Raw genomic sequence first — 22,205 nt, forward strand, 5'->3', positions numbered from 1 at the left:
TCGTATAGTTATGTGGGTGTAATGTAGCTTTAATTGATTTATATTTTTAATATAAATGGGATTATTTTTTTAAAATAGGTTTTTACAAATTAAGAGTAAAAATTGTGAAATGATATAAAATGTTTATTTATTGTGAGATTAAAATTTTTTTTAATAAACCATCAGGAAAGATTTTCATAGAAAATAAATCAAAAAAATTATAATTATAGTGTAAAAAGTTTGTTTTTAATCGTATATAATTTTAAATAAATGAAAGTATGATCTTATAATCATCTTCTGTGTTTTAGATTATATTATTAAAGTTAAGATTTAATGATAGTGTTGATCGTGAATTCTGATCAAAAGTGTATAGTTTCGTGTGAAGAAATTGTGATATAAGTAAATCTTATCTCTACTAAGTAAGTAGAAAAATTAAAAGTCTTTATTCTTTTCAAAGAAAAGTTAGTCTTAATTAAGACATCTGCTTCGTATTGTGTAACTTTATTTCATGCTATTCTATTAGTGGAAAATGAAGAAAAATAAGAAAGGGAGATGAGATCGATATTGGTTAATTAAAAAAATTGTAATATAGACTCTAATCTTGTGGAAATTACTGAAATAAACATATTTAAAAAAAATACTGAGTAGTATTGTGAAAGTTAACAGGTAACTATCTTTTTAGATGTGTGGTTATTATTAGCTTTTTAATAAACTATTCCTTTGTAAATTAAAAAGGATGTTTGATGATATGCGTATATTAGGGATTGAGACTTCGTGCGATGAAACTGGTATAGCGATTTATGATAAAAAAAAAGGTCTTTTGGCTAACCAGGTTTATAGCCAAGTAAATCTACATGCTGATTATGGTGGAGTGGTTCCAGAATTAGCTTCTCGTGATCATATTCGTAAAATTGTTCCACTAATCTTATCGACATTAACTAAAATTGGTTTGCAGGCTTCTGATATTGATGGGGTGGCTTACACTGCTGGTCCGGGTTTGGTAGGACCATTAATAGTTGGAGCTACAGTTGCTTGCGCATTCGCTTATGCTAGAGGAATACCAGTAGTTCCCGTTAATCATATGGAAGGACATTTATTAGCTCCGATGCTTGAAAAAAATCCGCCGTCATGTCCGTTTGTAGCTTTATTGGTTTCCGGTGGCCACACGCAATTACTTTCTGTTACCAATGTCGGTGAATATCGATTGTTGGGGGAATCTATCGATGATGCAGCTGGAGAAGCTTTTGATAAAACAGCTAAAATATTAGGACTTGGCTATCCTGGTGGTCCAAAGCTAGAAAAACTAGCAAAAAGTGGTTTATCGGGACGTTATAGGTTTCCTCGTCCAATGACTTCTTGTCAAGGATTAGAATTTAGTTTTTCTGGATTAAAAACTTTTGCAGCAAATACAGTACGCACTAGTATCAATAATTTGCAAATTCGAGCAGATATTGCACGAGCTTTTGAAGAGGCAGTAGTTGACACCTTAATCATTAAATGCCAACGCGCACTTGAACTGACGGGTTTCAATCGGTTAGTGATAGGGGGTGGTGTTAGTGCAAATAAATTTTTACGTGCAAGTATGAACGATATTATTCATCAAAATGGTAGAGAAATTTTTTATGCTCGACCTGAATTTTGTACGGATAATGGCGCAATGATCGCTTATGCAGGTTTAATTCGGATAGATGAAAGTTTAAAATCTACCGGTCCTATTTTTGTGAATCCGCGTTGGTCAATAGCAACCTTATCAAAATTAAAAAATTGAATTTTATTTAGATTTATTTATTCGACATTTAATATTTTTTATTTAAAAAAGAATTTTTGTGGTTATATTATAAAGTTCGTCTTTTTAAGAAAAAAAAGATAGAACTTTCTAAGAAACTAGTAAACTCAAGCACACTAATCTATTGTGTGATATTTTTAGAAAGACTTTTGAACAAATTTTATTCATATGAAAATTGTTAGTTATAAGATAGCACTTTATATCTAATTTAAATTTTAACGTTAAATAAAATATTAAATTAAATTCTATTGATGGTTATGTGAATTACTAGTTTATTTTTATTTTAAATACATTTTTTTATAAAAAAAACTATTATAGATAATGGTCTGTAATGATTGCGATACTATAGTTTTTTACGAAAAAGTAATTTTAAGTTATTAATATAAGATTTTTTATTATAAATATAGCAATAAAAATCAGTTAATTCATTTTAATTTACGGGGGTGATGAATGGTAGAAAAAAGATAAATAAGTATATATAATTTTACATGACCTATAGCTAATTTTATTTTTTTATAGTTTTTGTTGATAAATATTGTAACATCAATCATTACTTATACATAAAATATTAATTTAACACATTATTGTATTTTTTTTAATTAATAAATTAAAAAGAATATATTCTTATATAACTTTTTAAAAAAAACTGAATAACTATTGTTATCAGTATAGTAAAAATAATATCTGAAAAATACATTACATTACATTACAAGGCTATGATGAATTATATATTTAATTTATAAAAAAGACAATTTTTATTGTTAGATGTTGCTGCTCTATATAATCTCATATATTAAAAAATAGAGTGATATACACATTAATAACTTATAAAAAGTATACTTTGGAATAAATTTTTTATACATAGATTTATGATTTTACCGTATTATTATATTAGTTTATTAATACTGTCAGACTGCTATCTATTCTTACAATATTTAAAAATAAGTTAAATTAATAAAAATACGAACGTTTAGGTCAAATATTTAATTGTATATATATGTAAAATTAATTTGTTAACATGCATAGTAATTAATATGATAATTTTGCTTGTAAATATATGTAGCTATACATACTATGTAGCATATTTCTATGATGTTAGTTTTAACTAATTGTTATTAGATTTTTACGTTTAATAGCAAATCACTTTTATATTTTTACATACAACTATTAATTTTATTTTTATTGTCAATGTAGCAATAAATAAAATAACAATTTGCGACCATTGCCTATTTTATTATTTTTAATATATAAAAAACCGCCTCTTTAGAGGAGGTTTTTTATTTTCATAAAAACGATAAAGGCATGAAAAGATCATTCTTGATTTTTGCTTCTTCCTAGATCCGAATTAAGTAGTTCAGTAAGGTTAGCAGAAGCTTCATCAGCAGTAATTGGTGTTGGAAATACTGAAACGTCGGTTTGACGATAACGTGCTCGTTCTTGATGATAGGCATAGCCAGTTCCAGCTGGGATTAAGCGTCCTACAATTACATTTTCTTTAAGTCCACGTAATTCATCGCGCTTTCCAGCCACAGCAGCTTCTGTTAGTACTCGAGTGGTTTCTTGGAAAGATGCCGCAGAGATAAACGATTCCGTAGCTAAAGAGGCCTTTGTAATACCAAGTAGATCACGAACATAGTGGATTTTTATCTTAGGGTCGTTTTCTAATTGACGATTTGCAATCTTTATCCGAGAATATTCAGCTTGTTCACCTTCTAAAAATTCAGATTTTCCGCTACTAGTAATTGTTGCTTTTCGTAGCATCTGACGAACAATAACTTCAATATGTTTATCGTTAATTTTTACTCCTTGAAGACGGTAGACATCCTGAACTTCATTGACGATATAACGAGTAACTGCATGGACGCCTCGTAGCCTTAAAATATCATGAGGAGATTCTGGGCCATCGGAAATTACATCTCCTCGTTCGACTCGTTCTCCTTCAAATACGTTAAGTTGACGCCATTTAGGGATCATTTCTTCATATACGTCGTTACCGTCTAATGGAGAGATGACTAAGCGACGCTTTCCTTTAGTTTCTTTACCAAAAGAAACGATGCCACTTATTTCAGCTAAAATAGCAGGTTCTTTAGGACGTCGGGCTTCAAAGAGATCAGCAACACGAGGTAAACCACCTGTGATATCTTTGATTCCACTGGTTTCTTGTGGAAGACGAGCAAGTGTGTCACCAGCGGTTATTTTAGCGCCATCTTCTAGTTGAACAATTGTTTTTCCAGGTAGGAAATACTGAGCAGGTATATCAGTACCAGGTAAAAAAACATCATTATTATGAGAATCAACAATGCGTAGTGCTGGACGAAGATCTTTAGCGCTACCTGTACACTCGGCAGTATCTAGTATAACAATAGATGATAACCCGGTTAATTCATCTGTCTGACGAGTAATAGTTTGCCCATCAACCATATCCGTGAATCGAAGGAATCCATCAACTTCAGTTATTACTGGCATGGTATGCGGATCCCAGTTTGCAACTGTATCTCCACCCATAACTTGTACACCGTTTCCTTTGGCCATCACCGCACCATAAGGTATTTTATAGTTTTCTTTTGTACGTCCGTATTCGTCAATTAACTTCAACTCAGTATTACGTGAAGTAATAACAAGCTTGCCGCTACTATTGATCACAAATTTAGCATTGTTAAGATATAGAGTTCCTTTATTTTTTACCTGAATGCTGGATTCTGCCGCTGCGCGAGATGCAGCTCCTCCTATATGAAAAGTGCGCATGGTTAGCTGTGTACCTGGTTCACCGATAGATTGTGCAGCAATAACACCAATAGCTTCACCTTTATTGACCAGGTGTCCTCGTGCTAAATCGCGTCCATAGCAGTTAGCGCACACTCCAAAGTCAGTATCGCATGTTACAACAGATCGGGCTTTGACACTATCGATAGAATTTTTTTCTAATACATCACACCACTGTTCATTTATCAAAGTATTGCGTTTTATTAAAATATCGTCAGTTCCTGGTTTCAGGATGTTTTCTGCAGTTACGCGTCCTAAAACCCGTTCGCGGAGCGCTTCTTTTACGTCACCTCCTTCAATTAGGGGTGTCATTAAGATACCTGAAAAAGTATCGCAATCATCTTGAGTGATGACCAAATCTTGTGCAACGTCAACCAGACGACGTGTTAGGTAACCAGAATTTGCAGTTTTTAGTGCGGTGTCCGCTAGACCTTTACGAGCACCATGGGTAGAGATAAAATATTGAAGTACGTTTAACCCTTCACGGAAGTTTGCTGTAATTGGCGTTTCGATGATTGATCCATCAGGTTTCGCCATTAGACCACGCATACCAGCTAGTTGGCGAATCTGTGCTGCTGAACCTCGTGCTCCGGAATCAGCCATCATAAAGATACTATTAAAAGAGACTTGACGCTCTTCTTTTCCATTACTGTTAATAACAGTTTCGGTGGATAAATTGTCCATCATCGCTTTAGCGACACGTTCGTTAGCTGCGGCCCAGATATCAATAACTTTATTATAACGTTCACCTGCGGTGACTAGACCTGATTGAAATTGTTCTTGGATTTCAGCAACTTCAGTTTCTGCTTCATCAATAATTTCCGCCTTTTTCATTGGAATGACCATGTCATCAATACCAACAGAGGAACCGGATCGGGCTGCATAAGCGAATCCAGTATACATAATCTGATCAGCGAAGACGACAGTTGGCTCTAAACCGAGAAGGCGATAGCAATTATTAAGCATTTTCGAAATAGCTTTTTTACCTAGTGTCTCATTGACAAGTGCAAAGGTCAGTCCTTTAGGAACTATCATCCATAAAATGGCTCGGCCAACTGTAGTATCAACTAGATAGGTTTTTTCTATCCATGTGTTGTTAAGTTTCTCATATTCTGTAATTCTTACTTTAACGCGCGCATGTAGCTCCGCTATACCAGCCCGATAAATACGTTCTGCTTCTTTTGGTCCGGTTAAGACCATTCCCTCTCCTCTAGCATTCACGCTGTCACGAGTCATATAATACAGACCTAATACAACGTCTTGGGATGGAACAATAATTGGTTCTCCGTTAGCGGGGGATAAAATATTGTTTGTCGACATCATTAGTGCGCGTGCTTCTAGCTGAGCTTCTAGCGTTAATGGGACATGGACCGCCATTTGATCACCATCGAAATCGGCATTGTAAGCGGCACATACTAGAGGATGTAACTGAATTGCTTTACCTTCAATTAATACTGGCTCAAAAGCTTGAATTCCTAAACGATGTAGCGTTGGTGCTCTATTTAGCATAACAGGATGTTCTCGAATAACTTCGTCAAGAATATCCCATACAACAGCTTCTTCGCGCTCAACCATTTTCTTAGCTGCTTTAATAGTTGTTGCTAGACCTCGTAACTCCAATTTTCCATAAATGAAAGGCTTAAACAACTCTAATGCCATTTTCTTTGGTAGGCCGCATTGATGTAAATGTAAATATGGACCTACGGTGATCACAGAGCGTCCGGAGTAGTCAACACGTTTACCTAGTAAATTTTGGCGAAATCGTCCTTGTTTACCTTTAATCATATCCGCAAGAGATTTTAATGGACGCTTATTGGATCCGGTAATGGCACGACCCCGTCTACCGTTATCTAGCAATGCATCGACTGCTTCTTGTAGCATTCGTTTTTCATTTCGTACGATAATATCTGGCGCAGATAGATCTAGCAGACGTTTTAACCTGTTATTACGGTTGATCACTCGGCGATACAGGTCGTTGAGATCTGATGTTGCAAAACGGCCACCATCTAGTGGTACTAGAGGTCGAAGGTCTGGTGGTAATATCGGTAATACTGTTAAAATCATCCATTCTGGTTTATTTCCGGATAGTAAGAAAGCATCTAATAGTTTAATTCTTTTCGTTAATTTTTTACGTTTTGTTTCTGAACTGGTTTCTTCTAATTCTTCTCGTAGCTGTTCGCATTCTTGTTCTAGGTTGATGTTCCTTAAGAGGGTTTGAATTGCTTCGGCGCCCATATTAGCATTAAACTCATCACCAAATTCCTCTAATGCATCTAGATACTGTTCTTCGGTTAAAATTTGACGTTGTTCAAGTTTAGTCATTCCGCTTTCAACAACAACATAAGATTCAAAATACAATACGCGTTCAATATCACGTAATGGCATATCGAGAAGGAGACCGATACGAGATGGAAGCGATTTTAAAAACCAGATATGAGCAGTAGGAGACGCTAGTTCGATATGTCCCATGCGTTCGCGGCGTACTTTAGTTTGTGTTACCTCAACGCCGCATTTTTCACAAATAACACCTCGGTGTTTTAAGCGTTTATACTTACCACATAGACATTCGTAATCTTTCACCGGTCCAAAAATACGGGCACAGAAAAGACCATCTCGTTCTGGTTTAAAGGTGCGATAGTTAATGGTTTCTGGTTTTTTTACTTCACCAAATGACCAAGAACGGATCATGTCTGGAGAAGCCAGTGCGATTTTAATCGCATCAAACTCTTCGGTCTGAGTTTTCGTTTTCAGAAACTTTAGTAAATCTTTCACGGATTAGCCTCTGTCGGAGTGAGATCTATTAGGTTATGAAACGCTCATGTATCTTTGTTAGCGATGCGAATCGCATACGGAGGGAAGAACATATTAATCTTCTTCCAATTCGATATTGATGCCTAGTGAGCGGATTTCCTTTAATAAAACATTAAAAGACTCCGGCATTCCTGGTTCCATCATGTGATTGCCATCTACGATATTTTTATACATCTTGGTACGACCGTTAACATCATCCGACTTGACAGTCAGCATTTCCTGTAGTGTATAGGATGCACCGTAAGCTTCAAGCGCCCAGACTTCCATCTCTCCAAAGCGCTGCCCGCCAAACTGTGCTTTTCCTCCCAGTGGTTGTTGAGTCACCAGGCTATAAGAGCCAGTAGAACGTGCATGCATTTTATCATCGACTAGATGATTAAGTTTTAACATGTACATATAACCAACAGTGACCTGTCTCTCAAATTTTTCACCGGTCCGGCCATCAAATAAAGTGATTTGACCTGATGTTGGTATATCGCCGAATTTTAGTAGTTCCTTAATTTCTGTTTCTTTTGCTCCATCAAAGACTGGAGTAGCGATTGGCATTCCTTCTTTGAGGTTTTCTGCTAAACGGATCACCTCCTCATCAGAAAAGGTATTAAGATCTACTTTTTGTCTTACTTCATCACCTAGGTTATACGCTTTTTGAATAAACTGGCGCAACTCAGCTACTTTTTTATGCTGTTTAAGTAGAGTATTAATCTTATCGCCAATTCCTTTCGATGCCATACCTAAATGAGTTTCTAGAATTTGACCAATATTCATACGAGATGGTACACCTAGAGGATTTAAAACTATATCTACTGGAACGCCATTTTCATCAACAGGCATATCTTCAATTGGGTTGATTTTAGAAATAACACCTTTGTTACCATGACGCCCAGCCATCTTATCACCCGGTTGTATTTGACGTTTTACCGCTAGATAAACCTTGACGATTTTTAATACACCTGGAGCTAAGTCATCAGCTTGAGTAATTTTACGTCGTTTTTCTTCCAATTTTTTTTCGAATTTATGTTTAAGTTCTTCATACTGTTCGGCGAGTTGTTCAAGTTGGTTTTGCTTATCTTCATCAGATAAATTTAGTTCTAACCATCGTGTACGATGTAGTGTATTTAGATGTGCTAGTTCAATCCCCCCAGAGATTAGTACTTCATGAATGCGGGAAAATAGACCGGATTCAAATATCTTTAACTCTTCAGTTAGATCTTTCTTAGCTTTTTTAAGTTGCATTTCCTCAATTTCTAGCGCGCGTTTATCTTTTCCTAAACCATCTCGGGTAAATATCTGTACATCAATAACAGTGCCAGAAACTCCATTAGGGACACGCAGAGAGGAATCTTTTACATCAGAAGCTTTTTCACCAAAAATAGCTCGTAGTAGTTTTTCTTCTGGTGTTAATTGGGTTTCCCCTTTTGGAGTAACTTTACCTACCAAGATATCTCCACCGGTTACTTCTGCACCGATATAGACGATCCCTGATTCATCTAGTTTAGAAAGGGCAGCTTCACCAACATTGGGAATATCAGCGGTGATTTCTTCAGAACCGAGTTTAGTGTCACGGGAAACGCAGGCCAATTCTTGGATATGAATACTAGTAAAACGATCTTCCTGTACTACTCGTTCTGATACCAGCATAGAATCTTCAAAGTTATAACCGTTCCAAGGCATAAACGCAATACGCATATTCTGACCTAGTGCTAGCTCGCCTAGATCGGTAGACGGACCATCAGCTAATACATCACCACGTTCAATTTGATCACCTAGTGATACGCATGGTGTCTGGCTAATACAGGTATTTTGATTAGAGCGAACATATTTTGTTAAATTATAAATATCGATTCCGGCTTCGCCAGGATACATTTCATTTAAGTTGACGTTAATCACGATTCGAGATGCATCTACATATTGTACCTTTCCACCACGTTTAGCTACAGCAGTCACACCAGAATCAACGGCAACTGCACGTTCCATACCAGTTCCAACTAGTGGTTTATCAGTACGAAGAGTTGGTACTGCTTGACGTTGCATATTTGCACCCATTAAAGCACGATTTGCATCGTTATGTTCCAAAAAAGGAATTAGCGAAGCACCAACTGAGACTATTTGCTGGGTAGATACGTCCATGTAATCAACTTGATCTCGGCTAAATAGACTAGCTTCTCCTTTGCTGCGACAGGTAACGAAATCATCAATAAAAAAACCGTTATCATCTAGGTTGGTATTAGCTTGTGCAATGACAAATTTACCTTCCTCAATTGCAGATAAATAGTGGATTTCGTCAGTTACAACACTATTTTGTACGCGACGATACGGTGTTTCTAGAAATCCGTATTCATTGGTTTGAGCGTAGACTGAAAGGGAGTTGATAAGACCAATATTCGGTCCCTCGGGAGTTTCTATAGGGCATACACGCCCGTAATGAGTGGGATGAACATCACGCACTTCAAAACCGGCGCGTTCGCGGGTTAACCCTCCTGATCCTAATGCGGAGATACGACGCTTATGAGTAATTTCGGAAAGAGGGTTGTTCTGATCCATAAACTGCGACAACTGACTTGATCCAAAAAATTCTTTTACTGCAGCCGAAATAGGTTTTGCATTGATCATATCTTGAGGCATTAGTGTATCCAAGTCACCTAAAGATAGACGTTCTTTTACTGCGCGTTCGACACGCACTAAGCCTATACGAAATTGATTCTCTGCCATTTCACCTACTGAACGGATACGACGATTTCCTAGATGATCAATATCGTCGACTTCGCCTTTACCGTTACGAATATCGATGAGTTTTTTCATTACTGAAATAATATCGTCGTTACTCAGGATTCCTGGTCCTTCAATTTCATCACGAAGAAGTGAACGGTTAAATTTCATTCGCCCTACGGCGGATAGATCGTAGCGCTCTTCTCCAAAAAAGAGGTTTTCAAATAGATTTTCAGCCGCTTCTCGCGTTGGTGGTTCTCCAGGACGCATCATTCGGTAGATTTCTACTAGAGCGCTCAAGCGATCGTTAGTGGGATCAATTCGCAAAGTCTCGGAAATATAAGCGCCATGGTCTAAGTCATTAGTAAAGAGTATTTCAAGGCATTTGTGTCCGGCTTGGGTTAGCTCCGCCAAAAGGTCTAGCGTTAGTTCCATGTTGGCTGTAACAATAATTTTACCAGTATTACTATCGATATAGTCCTTTCCGACAACTTTGCCAATGATATATTCAAGAGGAACTGCTATATGTGCAACGCGATCTTTTTTTAATTCGCGAATATGACGTGCTGTAATACGACGCCCTTTTTCAACGTATATTTTACCATTAATTTCTATATTAAAGGAGGCAGTTTCACCACGTAATCGTTCAGGAATTAGTTCCATTTTCAATTGTTTATCATGAACTTCATAGACTACTTTATCGAAAAATATATCTAATATTTGGGTGGTGGTATAGTTCAATGCACGCAAAATAATAGTTGCCGGCAATTTTCGACGGCGATCAATACGTACGAATAAGTTATCTTTCGGGTCGAACTCGAAATCTAACCAAGATCCGCGATAAGGAATAATACGAGCGTTATACAAAACTTTACCAGAAGAGTGGGTCTTGCCTTTATCGCTGTCAAAAAATACACCAGGACTACGGTGTAACTGGGAAACAATAACACGTTCGGTTCCGTTGATAATAAAGGTACCGTTATCGGTCATAATCGGGATTTCACCCATATAGACTTCTTGCTCTTTAATGTCTTTTACTGCACCTTCTTTGGCTTCCCTCTCATAAATAATAAGTCGAAGTTTAACTCGTAGGGGTGCAGAAAACGTTACTCCTCTAATCTGACATTCTTTGACATCAAAGATGGTTTCGCCTAGACGGTAACTAACATATTGTAGTTCAGCATTACCGCTGTAGCTTTGAATAGGAAATACGGAACGGAAAGCTGATTCTAATCCGCATTGACCTTCTGGATCTTGCTCGATAAATTTTTGAAAGGAATCAAGCTGTATAGATAGGAGATAGGGAATATCTAATACTTGGGGACGTTTCCCAAAATCTTTACGAATGCGTTTTTTTTCGGTATAGGAGTAAACCATAGGGTTCCTCAACTAGCTGACAAGTCGATACAACTCTGTCTGTTTTTAAGGACAGTACATGCAACGCTATTTATCACGGTCTATAGGATTGATATCCTCTTATGTAATACTTCTTTCTATCACTCTTAATTGTTTTGTTGCACGTTCCTAACGAGAAATATAGGGAGGAAATTTAATATATTGAGTCGTAGATAAGAAACAGATTAAGCTGAATGTAGTAGATGAATGGGATAAAATTCTACTTAATTCCCTACAGTGCAAAAAGGCTGGTGACTGAAAAGTCACCAGCCATCAGTTTCATGGAGGCGGCAACGTAGAAGGTTAATTTATTTAATCTCAATAGAAGCTCCGGCTTCTTCTAGTGTTTTCTTCAGTGTTTCAGCGTCATCTTTGCTCACTCCTTCTTTTAAAGCAATAGGCGCAGATTCAACTAGGTCTTTTGCTTCTTTTAGACCTAAACCTGTCACGCTACGAACGGCCTTGATAACAGCAATTTTATTTGATCCGATTGCGCTAAGAATTACTTCAAATTCGGTTTTTTCTTCTACTGGTTCAGGTGGAGCGCTAGTTGGAACGGCAGTAGCGGCAGAAACTCCGAATTTTTCTTCCATCATGGAGATTAGTTGCATTACATCCATAACGGACATTTCGGCTACTGTGTCTAGAATTTGTTCTTTAGTTATAGACATAACAAGGATTCCTACAATTCAGAAAGTGCTTATACATTTACAATAGCTTTAGAGTAAAGCCGGCGATTAAGTCGCTGCTTTTCGATCACGCAGTGCGGCTAATGTTCGAACTAGCTTACCTGCATATACAGTTGTGATTGTCGACATGAGGTAGGCGATTGCTTCTTTATAAGTAGGTAAAGTAGCGAGGGAATCAATCAGTGATGCTGAGATTATTTTTCCCTCAAAAGCTGCGGTTTTAATTGTGAAATTATTATTTTCTTTAGAAAAGGCTTTAAATAAACGAGCTGCTGCGCCTGGATGTTCATTAGAAAACGCAATCAGATTTGGGCCGGTAAAACTATTTTTCAGGCATTCAAAAGGAGTATCATCAACGATGCGACGCAAGAGAGTGTTGCGTACAACTCGCATATAAACACCAGCTTCACGACCTGCTTTGCGAAGCTGAGTTATCTGATTTACTGTAACGCCGCGAGAATCTGCGACAACAGCAGACAATGCAGATCTAGCTGCTTTATTAACTTCAGCAACAATCGCTTGTTTGTCTTGAAGATTTAATGCCATTAGCTTTCTCCTGGATTTAACCGGAGGTCTCCCGGGACTTATTTTACATATTACTGCAGCGATCTTAAGCGTTGATATATGGTAATCAGAAATCTAGAATACGAAATTGTTATGTAGTTTCTGTCACTTTCTAAGCAGGAAAAGTAAGTTTTTAAAACAACCTGTGGTTTTTAGGCAGATTATTAGATAAAAATATCAACCTTTAACCTAAAAATATACGAATAACACCTAAAGTCATATAAGGAAAAGATTCAGTTTAAGCTTTGTCTAGAAATCTTAGACAAACCGAACGTTCGAGTAAAGCAATAATTAAGCAGTTTTAGTTAATAGAGCAAGTAGATCCAAAGAAACACCTGTACCCATAGTTGTAGAAATGGTGATTTTTTTAATATAAATACCTTTAGTCTGTGGCGGTTTGGCTTTTTTTAACGAAAAAAGAAGAGCTTCTAGATTTTCTCGTAGCTTGTTAGAGTCAAAATTTATTTTTCCAATGCTGGCATGAACGATTCCATTTTTGTCGTTTCGATAGCGTATCTGACCTGCTTTTACATTTTTAACAGCTTCAGAAATATTTGAAGTTATTGTTCCAACTTTTGGGTTAGGCATTAAGCCACGTGGCCCGAGGAGCGGGCCTAGCTGACCGACGACACGCATAGCATCTGGAGATGCAATAACAACATCAAAATTGACTTCACCTTTTTTTATGTGATCAGCTAGGTCATCCATACCAACCAGATGTGCTCCAGCTGTTCTCGCTGCTTCTGCATTAGAACCTTGAGCAAATACTGCAACGCGTACATTGCGTCCAGTACCATGAGGCAGTAGGGTAGTACCACGAATGTTTTGATCAGATTTTCGAGGATCGATACCTAGATTTATAGCAACGTCGACACTTTCAATAAATTTAGCGGTAGCTAGATTTTTTATAAGCATTAAAGCTGAGTTAATTTCGTATTGTTTGGTGTAGTCAACTTTTTCACGAATCATATGCATTCGTTTAGTCAGTTGAGGCATTTCTTGAATCCTCCACTTCTAGTCCCATAGAGCTTGCCGTACCTGAAATAGAACGATACATTGCTTCCATATCAGCACAGGTCATGTCGGCTGCTTTGATTTTTGCAATCTCACGGATTTGTTGGCTGCTTACTTTACCAGCTGTATCTTTTTTTGCTTTACTAGAACCACATTTAATTCCTGCAGCTTTTTTTAATAAAATAGCAGCTGGTGGGGTCTTAGTGATAAAATTAAATGAACGGTCAGAATATACGGTAATAACAACGGGAATGGGCAGGCCTTTTTCCATATTTTCAGTTTTTGTATTAAAGGCTTTACAGAATTCCATAATATTAACACCTTGCTGACCTAGAGCTGGACCTACTGGCGGACTTGGATTTGCCATACCGGCAGCAACCTGCAATTTAACATAGGCTTTTACTTTCTTGGCCATGGTTATTTTTCCTAACGAGTTCTGAATTCTAATTAAGGTTGCTCGTACTTGCATAGCGTTTATGCGAAAAAAATAAATAAAATTTAAAGAAAAGATGACAACTTTATATTAGATTGGTTTTTGAGACAAGAAATTATTTTTTTGTAACATCAACTTTTTTCAACTTGAGCAAAATCTAACTCAACTGGTGTAGCTCTACCGAAAATTGACACTGATACTTTTAGACGGCTTTTGTCGTAATCTACCTCTTCTACGATTCCATTAAAATCGGAGAAGTGACCGTCATTAACACGAACTAGCTCACCAGGTTCAAAAAGAGTTTTAGGTCTTGGTTTTTCGCCAATTTTTTGTAAGCGATTCATGATCGCGCTCACTTCTTTCTCACTAATAGGTAAAGGTCGATCAGACGTCCCGCCAATAAACCCCATCACACGAGGCACGTTTCTTACCAAATGCCAACTAGCATCATTCATCAACATCTGCACGAGAACATAACCGGGGAAAAATTTACGTTCACTTTTGCGACGTTGGCCACTGCGAATTTCAACTACTTCTTCCGTTGGCACCATGACTTCACCAAATAGATGTTCTATATTGTGAAGCTTGATGTGTTCGCGAAGGGATTGGGCTACCCGTCCTTCGAAACCGGAAAATGCTTGAACGACGTACCAGCGTTTTTGTAGAGTTTCTGACATGTTAAAACCTCAGCGTAGTAATAAACGATATCATACGGACAAGAATACTATCTAGGCTCCACAAAATCAGTGACATTGCAGCAATTACTGTGGTTACAATGAACGTGGTATGTAAGGTTTCCTGTGGAGTTGGCCAAATAACTTTACGCATTTCGGTACGAGCTTCTCGTCCAAATAAAAGGATAGATTTGCCTTTAGCGGTAATCATGGCCATACCGGCTGCAATCGAAAGCATAAATATGAAACCTAGCACTCTTAAAAACAGAGGGGCATTGCGGTGATAATGGTTGCCGATAATGGTGACCACTAATAGAATAATAACAATTAACCACTTAACGACTTCAAATCTATGTATTTTTTTTGAAGCTTGGGTCTGTATACGCATAAAAAACCTATAAATTGGGATAAAAACCAGTTAATTAGGTACAGTTGTACCACTAATAAGCAAAATGTAGCTGAGCTGTGTTAGCTAAAACTTTTATTTTATCGTAGTAAAACGTATATAATGACTGATTATGACTGAACTTTAATGAAAGGCTAGCTTCTTTAATTCGGCATCGTGTATTAAAAAGTATGATAATTATCTCCAAATTACTCCATTAAAAAATGAAGTGTTATGAGATTTAGATCCTCTTTAAGTTTTTACTGGTAACGTTTTAATTAAATATTTTATTATTTTTTATGATTTTATTTTTTTCACCAAATCATTATAGATCTAGATATTGTTCCATGTGGATTTTTTAGGGACAATATGACCTTTTTGTAGACTCTGAATGTTGGGATGGCTAATTTTATTAAATTGTTTATAGCTTTAATTATTAATATATCACAATTTGGTTAATATTGTGTCTTAACTTCTCGAAAATACATGTTGTTTATCATGTTTTCTTAATTTTATCAAATTATCAAAGTTTAGGCGCTATTAAGCGTCTCTAGTATTTATCGCCTAAAATTTTTTGAGTTCGATTTTTATATAATAGGTTAAATATTATTAATATTATTATTTAATTTTCATCTAACCGATGCTATCTTTGTTATATTTTTAGTAAAATAAGTTTGTATTAAGATTATTTATATTTATTTAGATTCTTCGGGAAATTGATTTAATAGTTCTGTAAAATATAAGTTTATTTATAGTATGAATAGATTTTAAACAGCTTGGGATTCCACAAGTACTAAAGAGATAAAATATTGTAATAGTTCTTTTTTTTAACTAGTGAACTACTATATGTCTTAAACAAATCAAATCTAGTAGAATTTTTTAGTTATTATTATAGATATAATCTGCAAGTTAACTGGATTTAAAAAAAATATGCAATCGTATGGTTGTTTGTTTTTTTTTCATATCAGAATGTAGATACATAGTAATTATTATTACTAGTATAGACATTCAGTTGTTGGATCTACAGAAAAGGTATTAGTGATGCTCTCTAATATAATGCATTTTACTAATCATTAGTAAAATAACATTTTTTCATGAAATAACAGATAAAGCTTTTAAAGTTTAGAGAATAAAAGAAGTTATTTATGAGAATTCATTTACTAGTTTAAATAACTATTATCATTTCATAATGAAACCTTTTTTATAATCAAAATTTTTTGATGAGATCTGTTTAAGTAAACAAGATGATCATGAGAGAGCATGTGAAATAGATATTATTGAAAACACTACAAATTATATTGATGATTACAATCATTATAGTGATATGGTATATATAAAGTTTAGTATAGTTATATGCTACTTTAATTTTATTAAAGACAGTAAATAGGATAATGTTATTATTTATTTTATTTTACTTGTTGTCTCCGTGATGATCAGCGCTACAATTTAAGATTGGACGTAGAAAGCGAGTAGTATGTGATATGTTAGACCTAATTACTGTTTCTGGGGTTCCAGAAACCAAGATTTGCGCACCACCATTACCTTCTTCTGGACCGAGATCGATAGTTTAATCTGCAGTTTTGATCAAATCTAGATTATACTCGATAATTACCATTGTATTTCCTTAACCCCGAAACTTATATAGTATTGTTAATAATTGTTAGATAGCAGCGAAATGTAAGTCGGTTGTTGGTTCATCAAGTATATACAGTGTTTTTTCTGGTAGCACGTTTAGATAATTCGCGCGCTAATTTTATTTTTTGAGTTTTACCTCCAGATAGCATAGAAGCTGAATACCCTAAAGGAATATAAGATAATCCGACATCGATGAGTGTTTTTGGCTTATGCGTTAATGCGGGATATGCATAAAAAATTGGGAGCTTCCTCTGTGGTCATTTCCACTACTTGATAGATACTCTTTTTTTATACTATATGGAAAGTGTGTCACGGTTATAGCGTTGGCCTTTACAAGGATCGCAGGAAACATGTGCACCCGACAAGAAATGAATTTCTACATTTAATTCGACCATCGCCTTGACAAGCTTCACAGCGTCCGGCTCGGATGTTAAAGCTAAAACGGCTTGGCGTATAACCTCGGGAGCGAGATTCTGGAACGCTAGAAAATAGCTCACGTATTGGCCATAAAAACATCAGTATAGGTGGTAGGATTAGACCGAGGAGTTCGTCTAATTGGATTTTTGATCAATATTGACAAATTTATCGAAATGTTTCTAGATCCTGTGCATCGCGATAAAGACCCACGTTTATAGAAGGTTCATCGGTAAGTTGTTGGTAGATTTTTGGAAATAATATGTTGTCAATAACAGTGGATTTTCCTGATTCAGAAACACCAGTGATGCATGTAAATAATCCTAATGGAAGGGTTAAAGTTATATCTTTAAAATTATTACTAGTTGTCCCGATAAGCTTTAATATTCGACTGGTGTTAGGTGGAATACGATTTTTTTGGTATAGAAACTTTGCGTTTTCCGCTAAGAAATTGACCGGTGAGTGATCGTGAATTAGTTATAACTTCTTTGGTAGTTCCCTTAGCGACTAACTCACCGTCCCGCATGCCAGCGCCTGGACCTATATCAATAACATGATCAGCAGGTCGGATAGCTTTTTCATCATGTTTTACAACGATCACAGTATTTCCTATATCTCGAAGATCTGTTAATGTTTTTAGCAACTGATGTTTATCACATTTGTGTAAGCCATATAGATGTTCATCTAAAACATACATAACTTCGACTAATCCCACACCTACTTGTTTAGCTAAACGGATACGTTGAGCTTCTCTTCCATATAAAGTTTCTGCTGCTCGTGATAAGAGGATAGGTAATTGAGACTAATGTTGACTAAAAATTCAAGTCTAACTTGAATTTATTTGAGTATTTTTCTTGCAATATTAGCACGTTGTTCAATTAATTGAAGATTTTTAAAAAAAACAATAGCGCCTGAGCAATTCCCATTTCAGAGGTTTTTGATGGGGGTGATTTCTTGCAAGACGACGTGACAGGCTGCATGCTGAAATCGAACACCTTTACGGTGAGCGCAAATACGATTACTAATATATTGAGAAAGTTTTTCGTATTATATTAGGTGAAGTTTCTTTATAACGTCGTTCTATGTTGAGGGGGCGCTCCCTCAAAAGGATAATGGCGAACTGGAATGTTTCCTCGATTGTTGATATGTTGAAAAATGATATTTTCTTTTTCGGATCCAAATGGAATGTTGTTTTGTACTTCAGTTTTTAACGATTTAAAGGGTGTTTCAATATCAAACTGATAATATGTAGCTAATGAGCGTATTGTTAGGAAATAGTCTAAATTATGACGATTCTATCCGCAAATAGCACCATAAAAAAGAAAAAGATTTACATCTTTCACCTCTCAACTAAAGTCGAAGTATTGTTGTATACCGAGGCCATCATTGGCAGGGCAAGCTCTAGGTGGATTGTTAAAGGAAAAAAGCGGGGTTCTAGTTCCGGGGGTGCTATAATTACATATAGAGCAGGTATAGTTCACACAGAAGAGCAATTCTTTTCTATTATGGCGGCGTTATCCATCTCTAATACGATTGCAGTTCCTCCTGAGAGCGATAAAGCGGATTCAAAAGATTTTGCTAGGCATTGAGAAAGACCTTCCTGGACTGTGAAACGATCAACAATTACTTCAATAGTATATTTTTTGACGTTCTAGTTTAGACGTGCTTAATAAATTATAGATTTCTCCGTCAATGCGGGAACGGACATAGCTTTGCGCTAGCAGATTTGCTAGTATTTTGCTATGTATGACCTTGCGTTCTTTAATAATAGATGCAAGTAACATAAGTTGTTTGTATCCAGGTTGGACTAGAACATGGTCCACCATTTTGACTAATAGTTTTTGTTGTTAGTGCCATATTATGGTAGTGGCATCGTGGTTCATCTAATCAAGCGAAAAGAAGACGAAGATAATCGGTAATTTCAGTTATTGTTCCTACTGTTGAACGCGGATTTTGAGATGTGGATTTTTATTCAATCGAAATAGCTGGTGAGAATCCTGCTATATGATCTACATCTAGTCTTTCCATTAATTAAAGGAATTGACGTGTATAAGTAGAAAGTGATTTAACATAGCGACGCTAGCCTTCAGCGTATAGTGTATCGAAGGCTAAAGATGATTTATCAGAACCTGATAAGGTTTTAATAATAAATAACTTATTTCGGGGTATTGTTAAGTTAATATTTTTAGGTTATGGGTACGAGCACCACGAACTTCAACCTTGTTCATTTAATTAACTTTTACGCTGTACGAAAAAAATATTTTAGTGTTTAAATTTCATATAAACATGAAATTTTCGTTTAGAGACAAAAAATTGTAAAGTGCCTTGAGATGTTTTCTCAATTATTAAAGTTTTGATGTTTTTGATTAACTCAGCCATATTTGAGAGTTACCTTAATTTAGTCTGCATAACAAAGTAAATTTTATGGCGGTCTTTTTATAAATACAGTTAGTTTATTTTTAATCATTCAAACACTTAATAAAAATTATAAAGTTATAATTTAGAATAGATTGTTTTCGTATATTATTCTTAATAATCCAACCATGTCTACACAACATACAGACAGAATGTTAATTAAGTTTTTAGGTTGATAATGGTTATAATACTTAAAGTATGACTTTACTTTTTTTAAATAGCATACTTCAATAAAAAATCAAAAAAGTTTTAAAGAGAGCTTGTATTAGTTGTGAGACAATCGGGTAATAGTTCTAATGTGTTTATTAAGAAATAATTTGAGAATAAGGTAATTGGTTAGTATCAATTCACACAAAAACTTTATAGATGAAATTGTACGCTACTTTATTGTTAATACATTAACAGTTTTCATTTAAATCTAAGGTGTTATAATGGCGTAATTGATTAATGTGTTTTACTAAAACTAGTAGTATTAACTTTACTTATAATTAGTGTTAAAAAATATAATTTATGAGATTATAAATGTTGATTGTTTTTTTTATTCTTGTTGTTTAATTACTATGAAAAAATCTAAATAAAGAGATGTTTGGCATAAATTTTTTTATATTTCATATCGATTTTAAAATATATGCATTATGATTAAATCATTGATTTTAATTGACTTAAAGATTTTATTATTTTATTGAAATATTTAAATATTTAGAATATAAAATCAAGATTTGTTATCTTAAAAGTAATTTAAGTAGTATTTTTTATATCGACATTAAGGGTATTTAATTTTGCTTGGTAATGTGTGAGTACTTTTTCAAATATATAACTTATAAAGTTCTTCTATTATCAAAATACATCATTGTTACTTGACCAAAATTTACTAAAATTATAATAATTAAGAAAGAAGTTGTTCTTTATCATATATCATTTTTTTTGATTTATAGTTAATATCTAAAGTAATGTTAAAGTTTGGTTTCTGAATCTCTTTAAGCTGATTTTTTATATGAGGTAGTTTTTTTTCATATAAAAAAATATATAATTAATTAATATGTTTGATATATTAAAAATTTTTTATTTTAGGAGTTTTATTAGCATGCGCTAAATTAATTTGTTTTTTTTATTTTTGATTTGACCGTAACATTTTAAAATTTAAAGTTATCTAGATTTGGAAATTTGCAATTAATTAACAAACTCATTGTGACTAAAAGATGTTTTTAAAAAATAGAAAAAATGGATTGTGATCTTTATAGAATTAATTTTAGTTAGAGGCTTGTGGTTTTTTCGATCTTGTAACGTTGAGAGAGTATATAGATATAGATGAAACGAGCAGTGGTAGTATTTAGTGGTGGACAAGACTCAACAACCTGCCTTATCCAGGCAATAACTCAGTATGATGAAGTGCATTGTGTGACTTTTAACTATGGTCAACGTCATCGCGAGGAAATCGTTGTTGCGAGTAAGTTGGTAGCTAAATTAGGAATAACCTCGCATAAAATATTTGACATGAATATTCTTAATAATATGACTGTAAGTAGTCTGATTCAAGATAAAATTCCATTAATAAGTTATGAAAATGATACAAGCCAGATTCCACACACTTTTGTTCCTGGAAGAAATATCTTATTTTTAACTTTAGCTGCCATTTATAGTTATCAAATTGAATCAACTGTAGTGATTACCGGTGTTTGTGAAACGGATTTTTCTGGTTATCCGGATTGTCGTAATGATTTCATCAAAGCGTTAAATATGGCTATTAATCTTGGTATGGAGTATGAACTTAGTTTTATTACGCCATTAATGTGGTTGAGTAAAGCTGAGATTTGGGCTTTAGCAGATTATTACCATCAGCTTAATCTTATACGTTATGACACTTTAACTTGTTATAATGGAGTTAAAGGAGATGGTTGTGCTCAATGTCAGGCTTGCCATTTACGTGCGTGTGGTTTATCAAGATATCGGGAAGACCCGAAAAGAGTTATGAATTTATTAAAATCTAAAATTAACATATGTTAAATAGATGACATCACCTTGATTATTGTTTTTAAATAGTTAGATAATTAGGGAGGAGTTAATTGTTAAGAAAGTTAAAGTTAAAGAGCAAATTAGGTATAATAAACTTAGTTGATTAGGTAAGTGTAGGTTAGAAATAATTAATCAAAAAAAATGATTATTAATAATCCTGATTTATCTTTTTCTTGTAGATAATATGTTTATATTTAAAGTTTTTGATTTTCTATAAATAAATAATTGAAATTTATATGCATTTGATATAAAAATAGTAAACGCTATGATGTTTGTATAGTGAAAGTGCTTAACAAGCATACTATTGTTAAAAATTTTTTTATAGAATTTATTGCTCAATAATAATCAAATTTTATTCAAAAAAAAATCATCTATACTCTTTTTGATTAGTTAAGATTAGAACCTCGATTCTACAAATAATTCTAGGAAAAATAGCTAGTTTGTTTTTTTAGCGAATTAAGTAAATTAGTTTATATATCATTTATTTTTATCTTAAAAATTTAGTTTAATGAGAAACATATTCAACATT

10 protein-coding genes and 1 pseudogene are annotated in these 22,205 nt (G+C 34.6%); 2 read left to right on the forward strand and 9 right to left on the reverse strand.

The window, feature by feature from the left end; all coding sequences use genetic code 11:
* The first annotated feature begins 727 nt into the window (after window positions 1-727).
* Window positions 728-1,747, forward strand: coding sequence for a tRNA (adenosine(37)-N6)-threonylcarbamoyltransferase complex transferase subunit TsaD (gene tsaD / locus A35E_RS01530; RefSeq protein WP_014888921.1), 1,020 nt, complete (start codon window positions 728-730; stop codon window positions 1,745-1,747).
* A 1,329-nt stretch (window positions 1,748-3,076) separates the two neighbouring features.
* Here tsaD and rpoC read toward each other — a convergent pair.
* The 9 genes and pseudogenes from rpoC to uvrA form a co-directional block, all read right to left on the reverse strand.
* Window positions 3,077-7,300: a DNA-directed RNA polymerase subunit beta' gene (gene rpoC / locus A35E_RS01535; RefSeq protein WP_014888922.1), complete on the reverse strand. Its 4,224-nt coding sequence runs from the start codon at window positions 7,298-7,300 to the stop codon at window positions 3,077-3,079.
* 93 nt (window positions 7,301-7,393) lie between these two features.
* Entirely contained in the window at window positions 7,394-11,422 is a 4,029-nt protein-coding gene (rpoB, locus tag A35E_RS01540; RefSeq protein WP_014888923.1) for a DNA-directed RNA polymerase subunit beta, read from the reverse strand.
* Between the two features lie 326 nt (window positions 11,423-11,748).
* Entirely contained in the window at window positions 11,749-12,111 is a 363-nt protein-coding gene (gene rplL / locus A35E_RS01545) for a 50S ribosomal protein L7/L12 (RefSeq protein ID WP_014888924.1), read from the reverse strand.
* A gap of 66 nt (window positions 12,112-12,177) precedes the next feature.
* Complete coding sequence (gene rplJ / locus A35E_RS01550; RefSeq protein WP_014888925.1) at window positions 12,178-12,675, reverse strand: 50S ribosomal protein L10; 498 nt, start codon at window positions 12,673-12,675, stop codon at window positions 12,178-12,180.
* 309 nt (window positions 12,676-12,984) lie between these two features.
* Complete coding sequence (gene rplA / locus A35E_RS01555) at window positions 12,985-13,689, reverse strand: 50S ribosomal protein L1 (protein WP_014888926.1); 705 nt, start codon at window positions 13,687-13,689, stop codon at window positions 12,985-12,987.
* Entirely contained in the window at window positions 13,673-14,122 is a 450-nt protein-coding gene (gene rplK / locus A35E_RS01560) for a 50S ribosomal protein L11 (protein WP_014888927.1), read from the reverse strand. The genes rplA and rplK overlap by 17 nt, the downstream gene beginning before the upstream one ends.
* 149 nt (window positions 14,123-14,271) lie before the next feature.
* Window positions 14,272-14,817 (reverse strand): transcription termination/antitermination protein NusG, encoded by a 546-nt coding sequence (gene nusG, locus A35E_RS01565; RefSeq protein WP_014888928.1) that lies wholly within the window; start codon window positions 14,815-14,817, stop codon window positions 14,272-14,274.
* A 1-nt stretch (window position 14,818) separates the two neighbouring features.
* A complete protein-coding gene (secE, locus tag A35E_RS01570; RefSeq protein WP_014888929.1) occupies window positions 14,819-15,202 on the reverse strand; it encodes a preprotein translocase subunit SecE in 384 nt (127 codons plus the stop codon).
* Between the two features lie 1,408 nt (window positions 15,203-16,610).
* Window positions 16,611-19,476 (reverse strand): annotated as a pseudogene (uvrA, locus tag A35E_RS01575) (excinuclease ABC subunit UvrA).
* 1,495 nt (window positions 19,477-20,971) lie between these two features.
* Here uvrA and queC point away from each other — a divergent pair.
* The gene (gene queC, locus A35E_RS01580; RefSeq protein ID WP_014888935.1) at window positions 20,972-21,667 is read left to right on the forward strand and encodes a 7-cyano-7-deazaguanine synthase QueC; all 696 of its coding nucleotides are present in this window, start codon (window positions 20,972-20,974) and stop codon (window positions 21,665-21,667) included.
* Window positions 21,668-22,205: the final 538 nt, after the last annotated feature.

The sequence above is a fragment of the secondary endosymbiont of Heteropsylla cubana genome (assembly GCF_000287355.1).
Classification (GTDB): Bacteria; Pseudomonadota; Gammaproteobacteria; order Enterobacterales; family Enterobacteriaceae.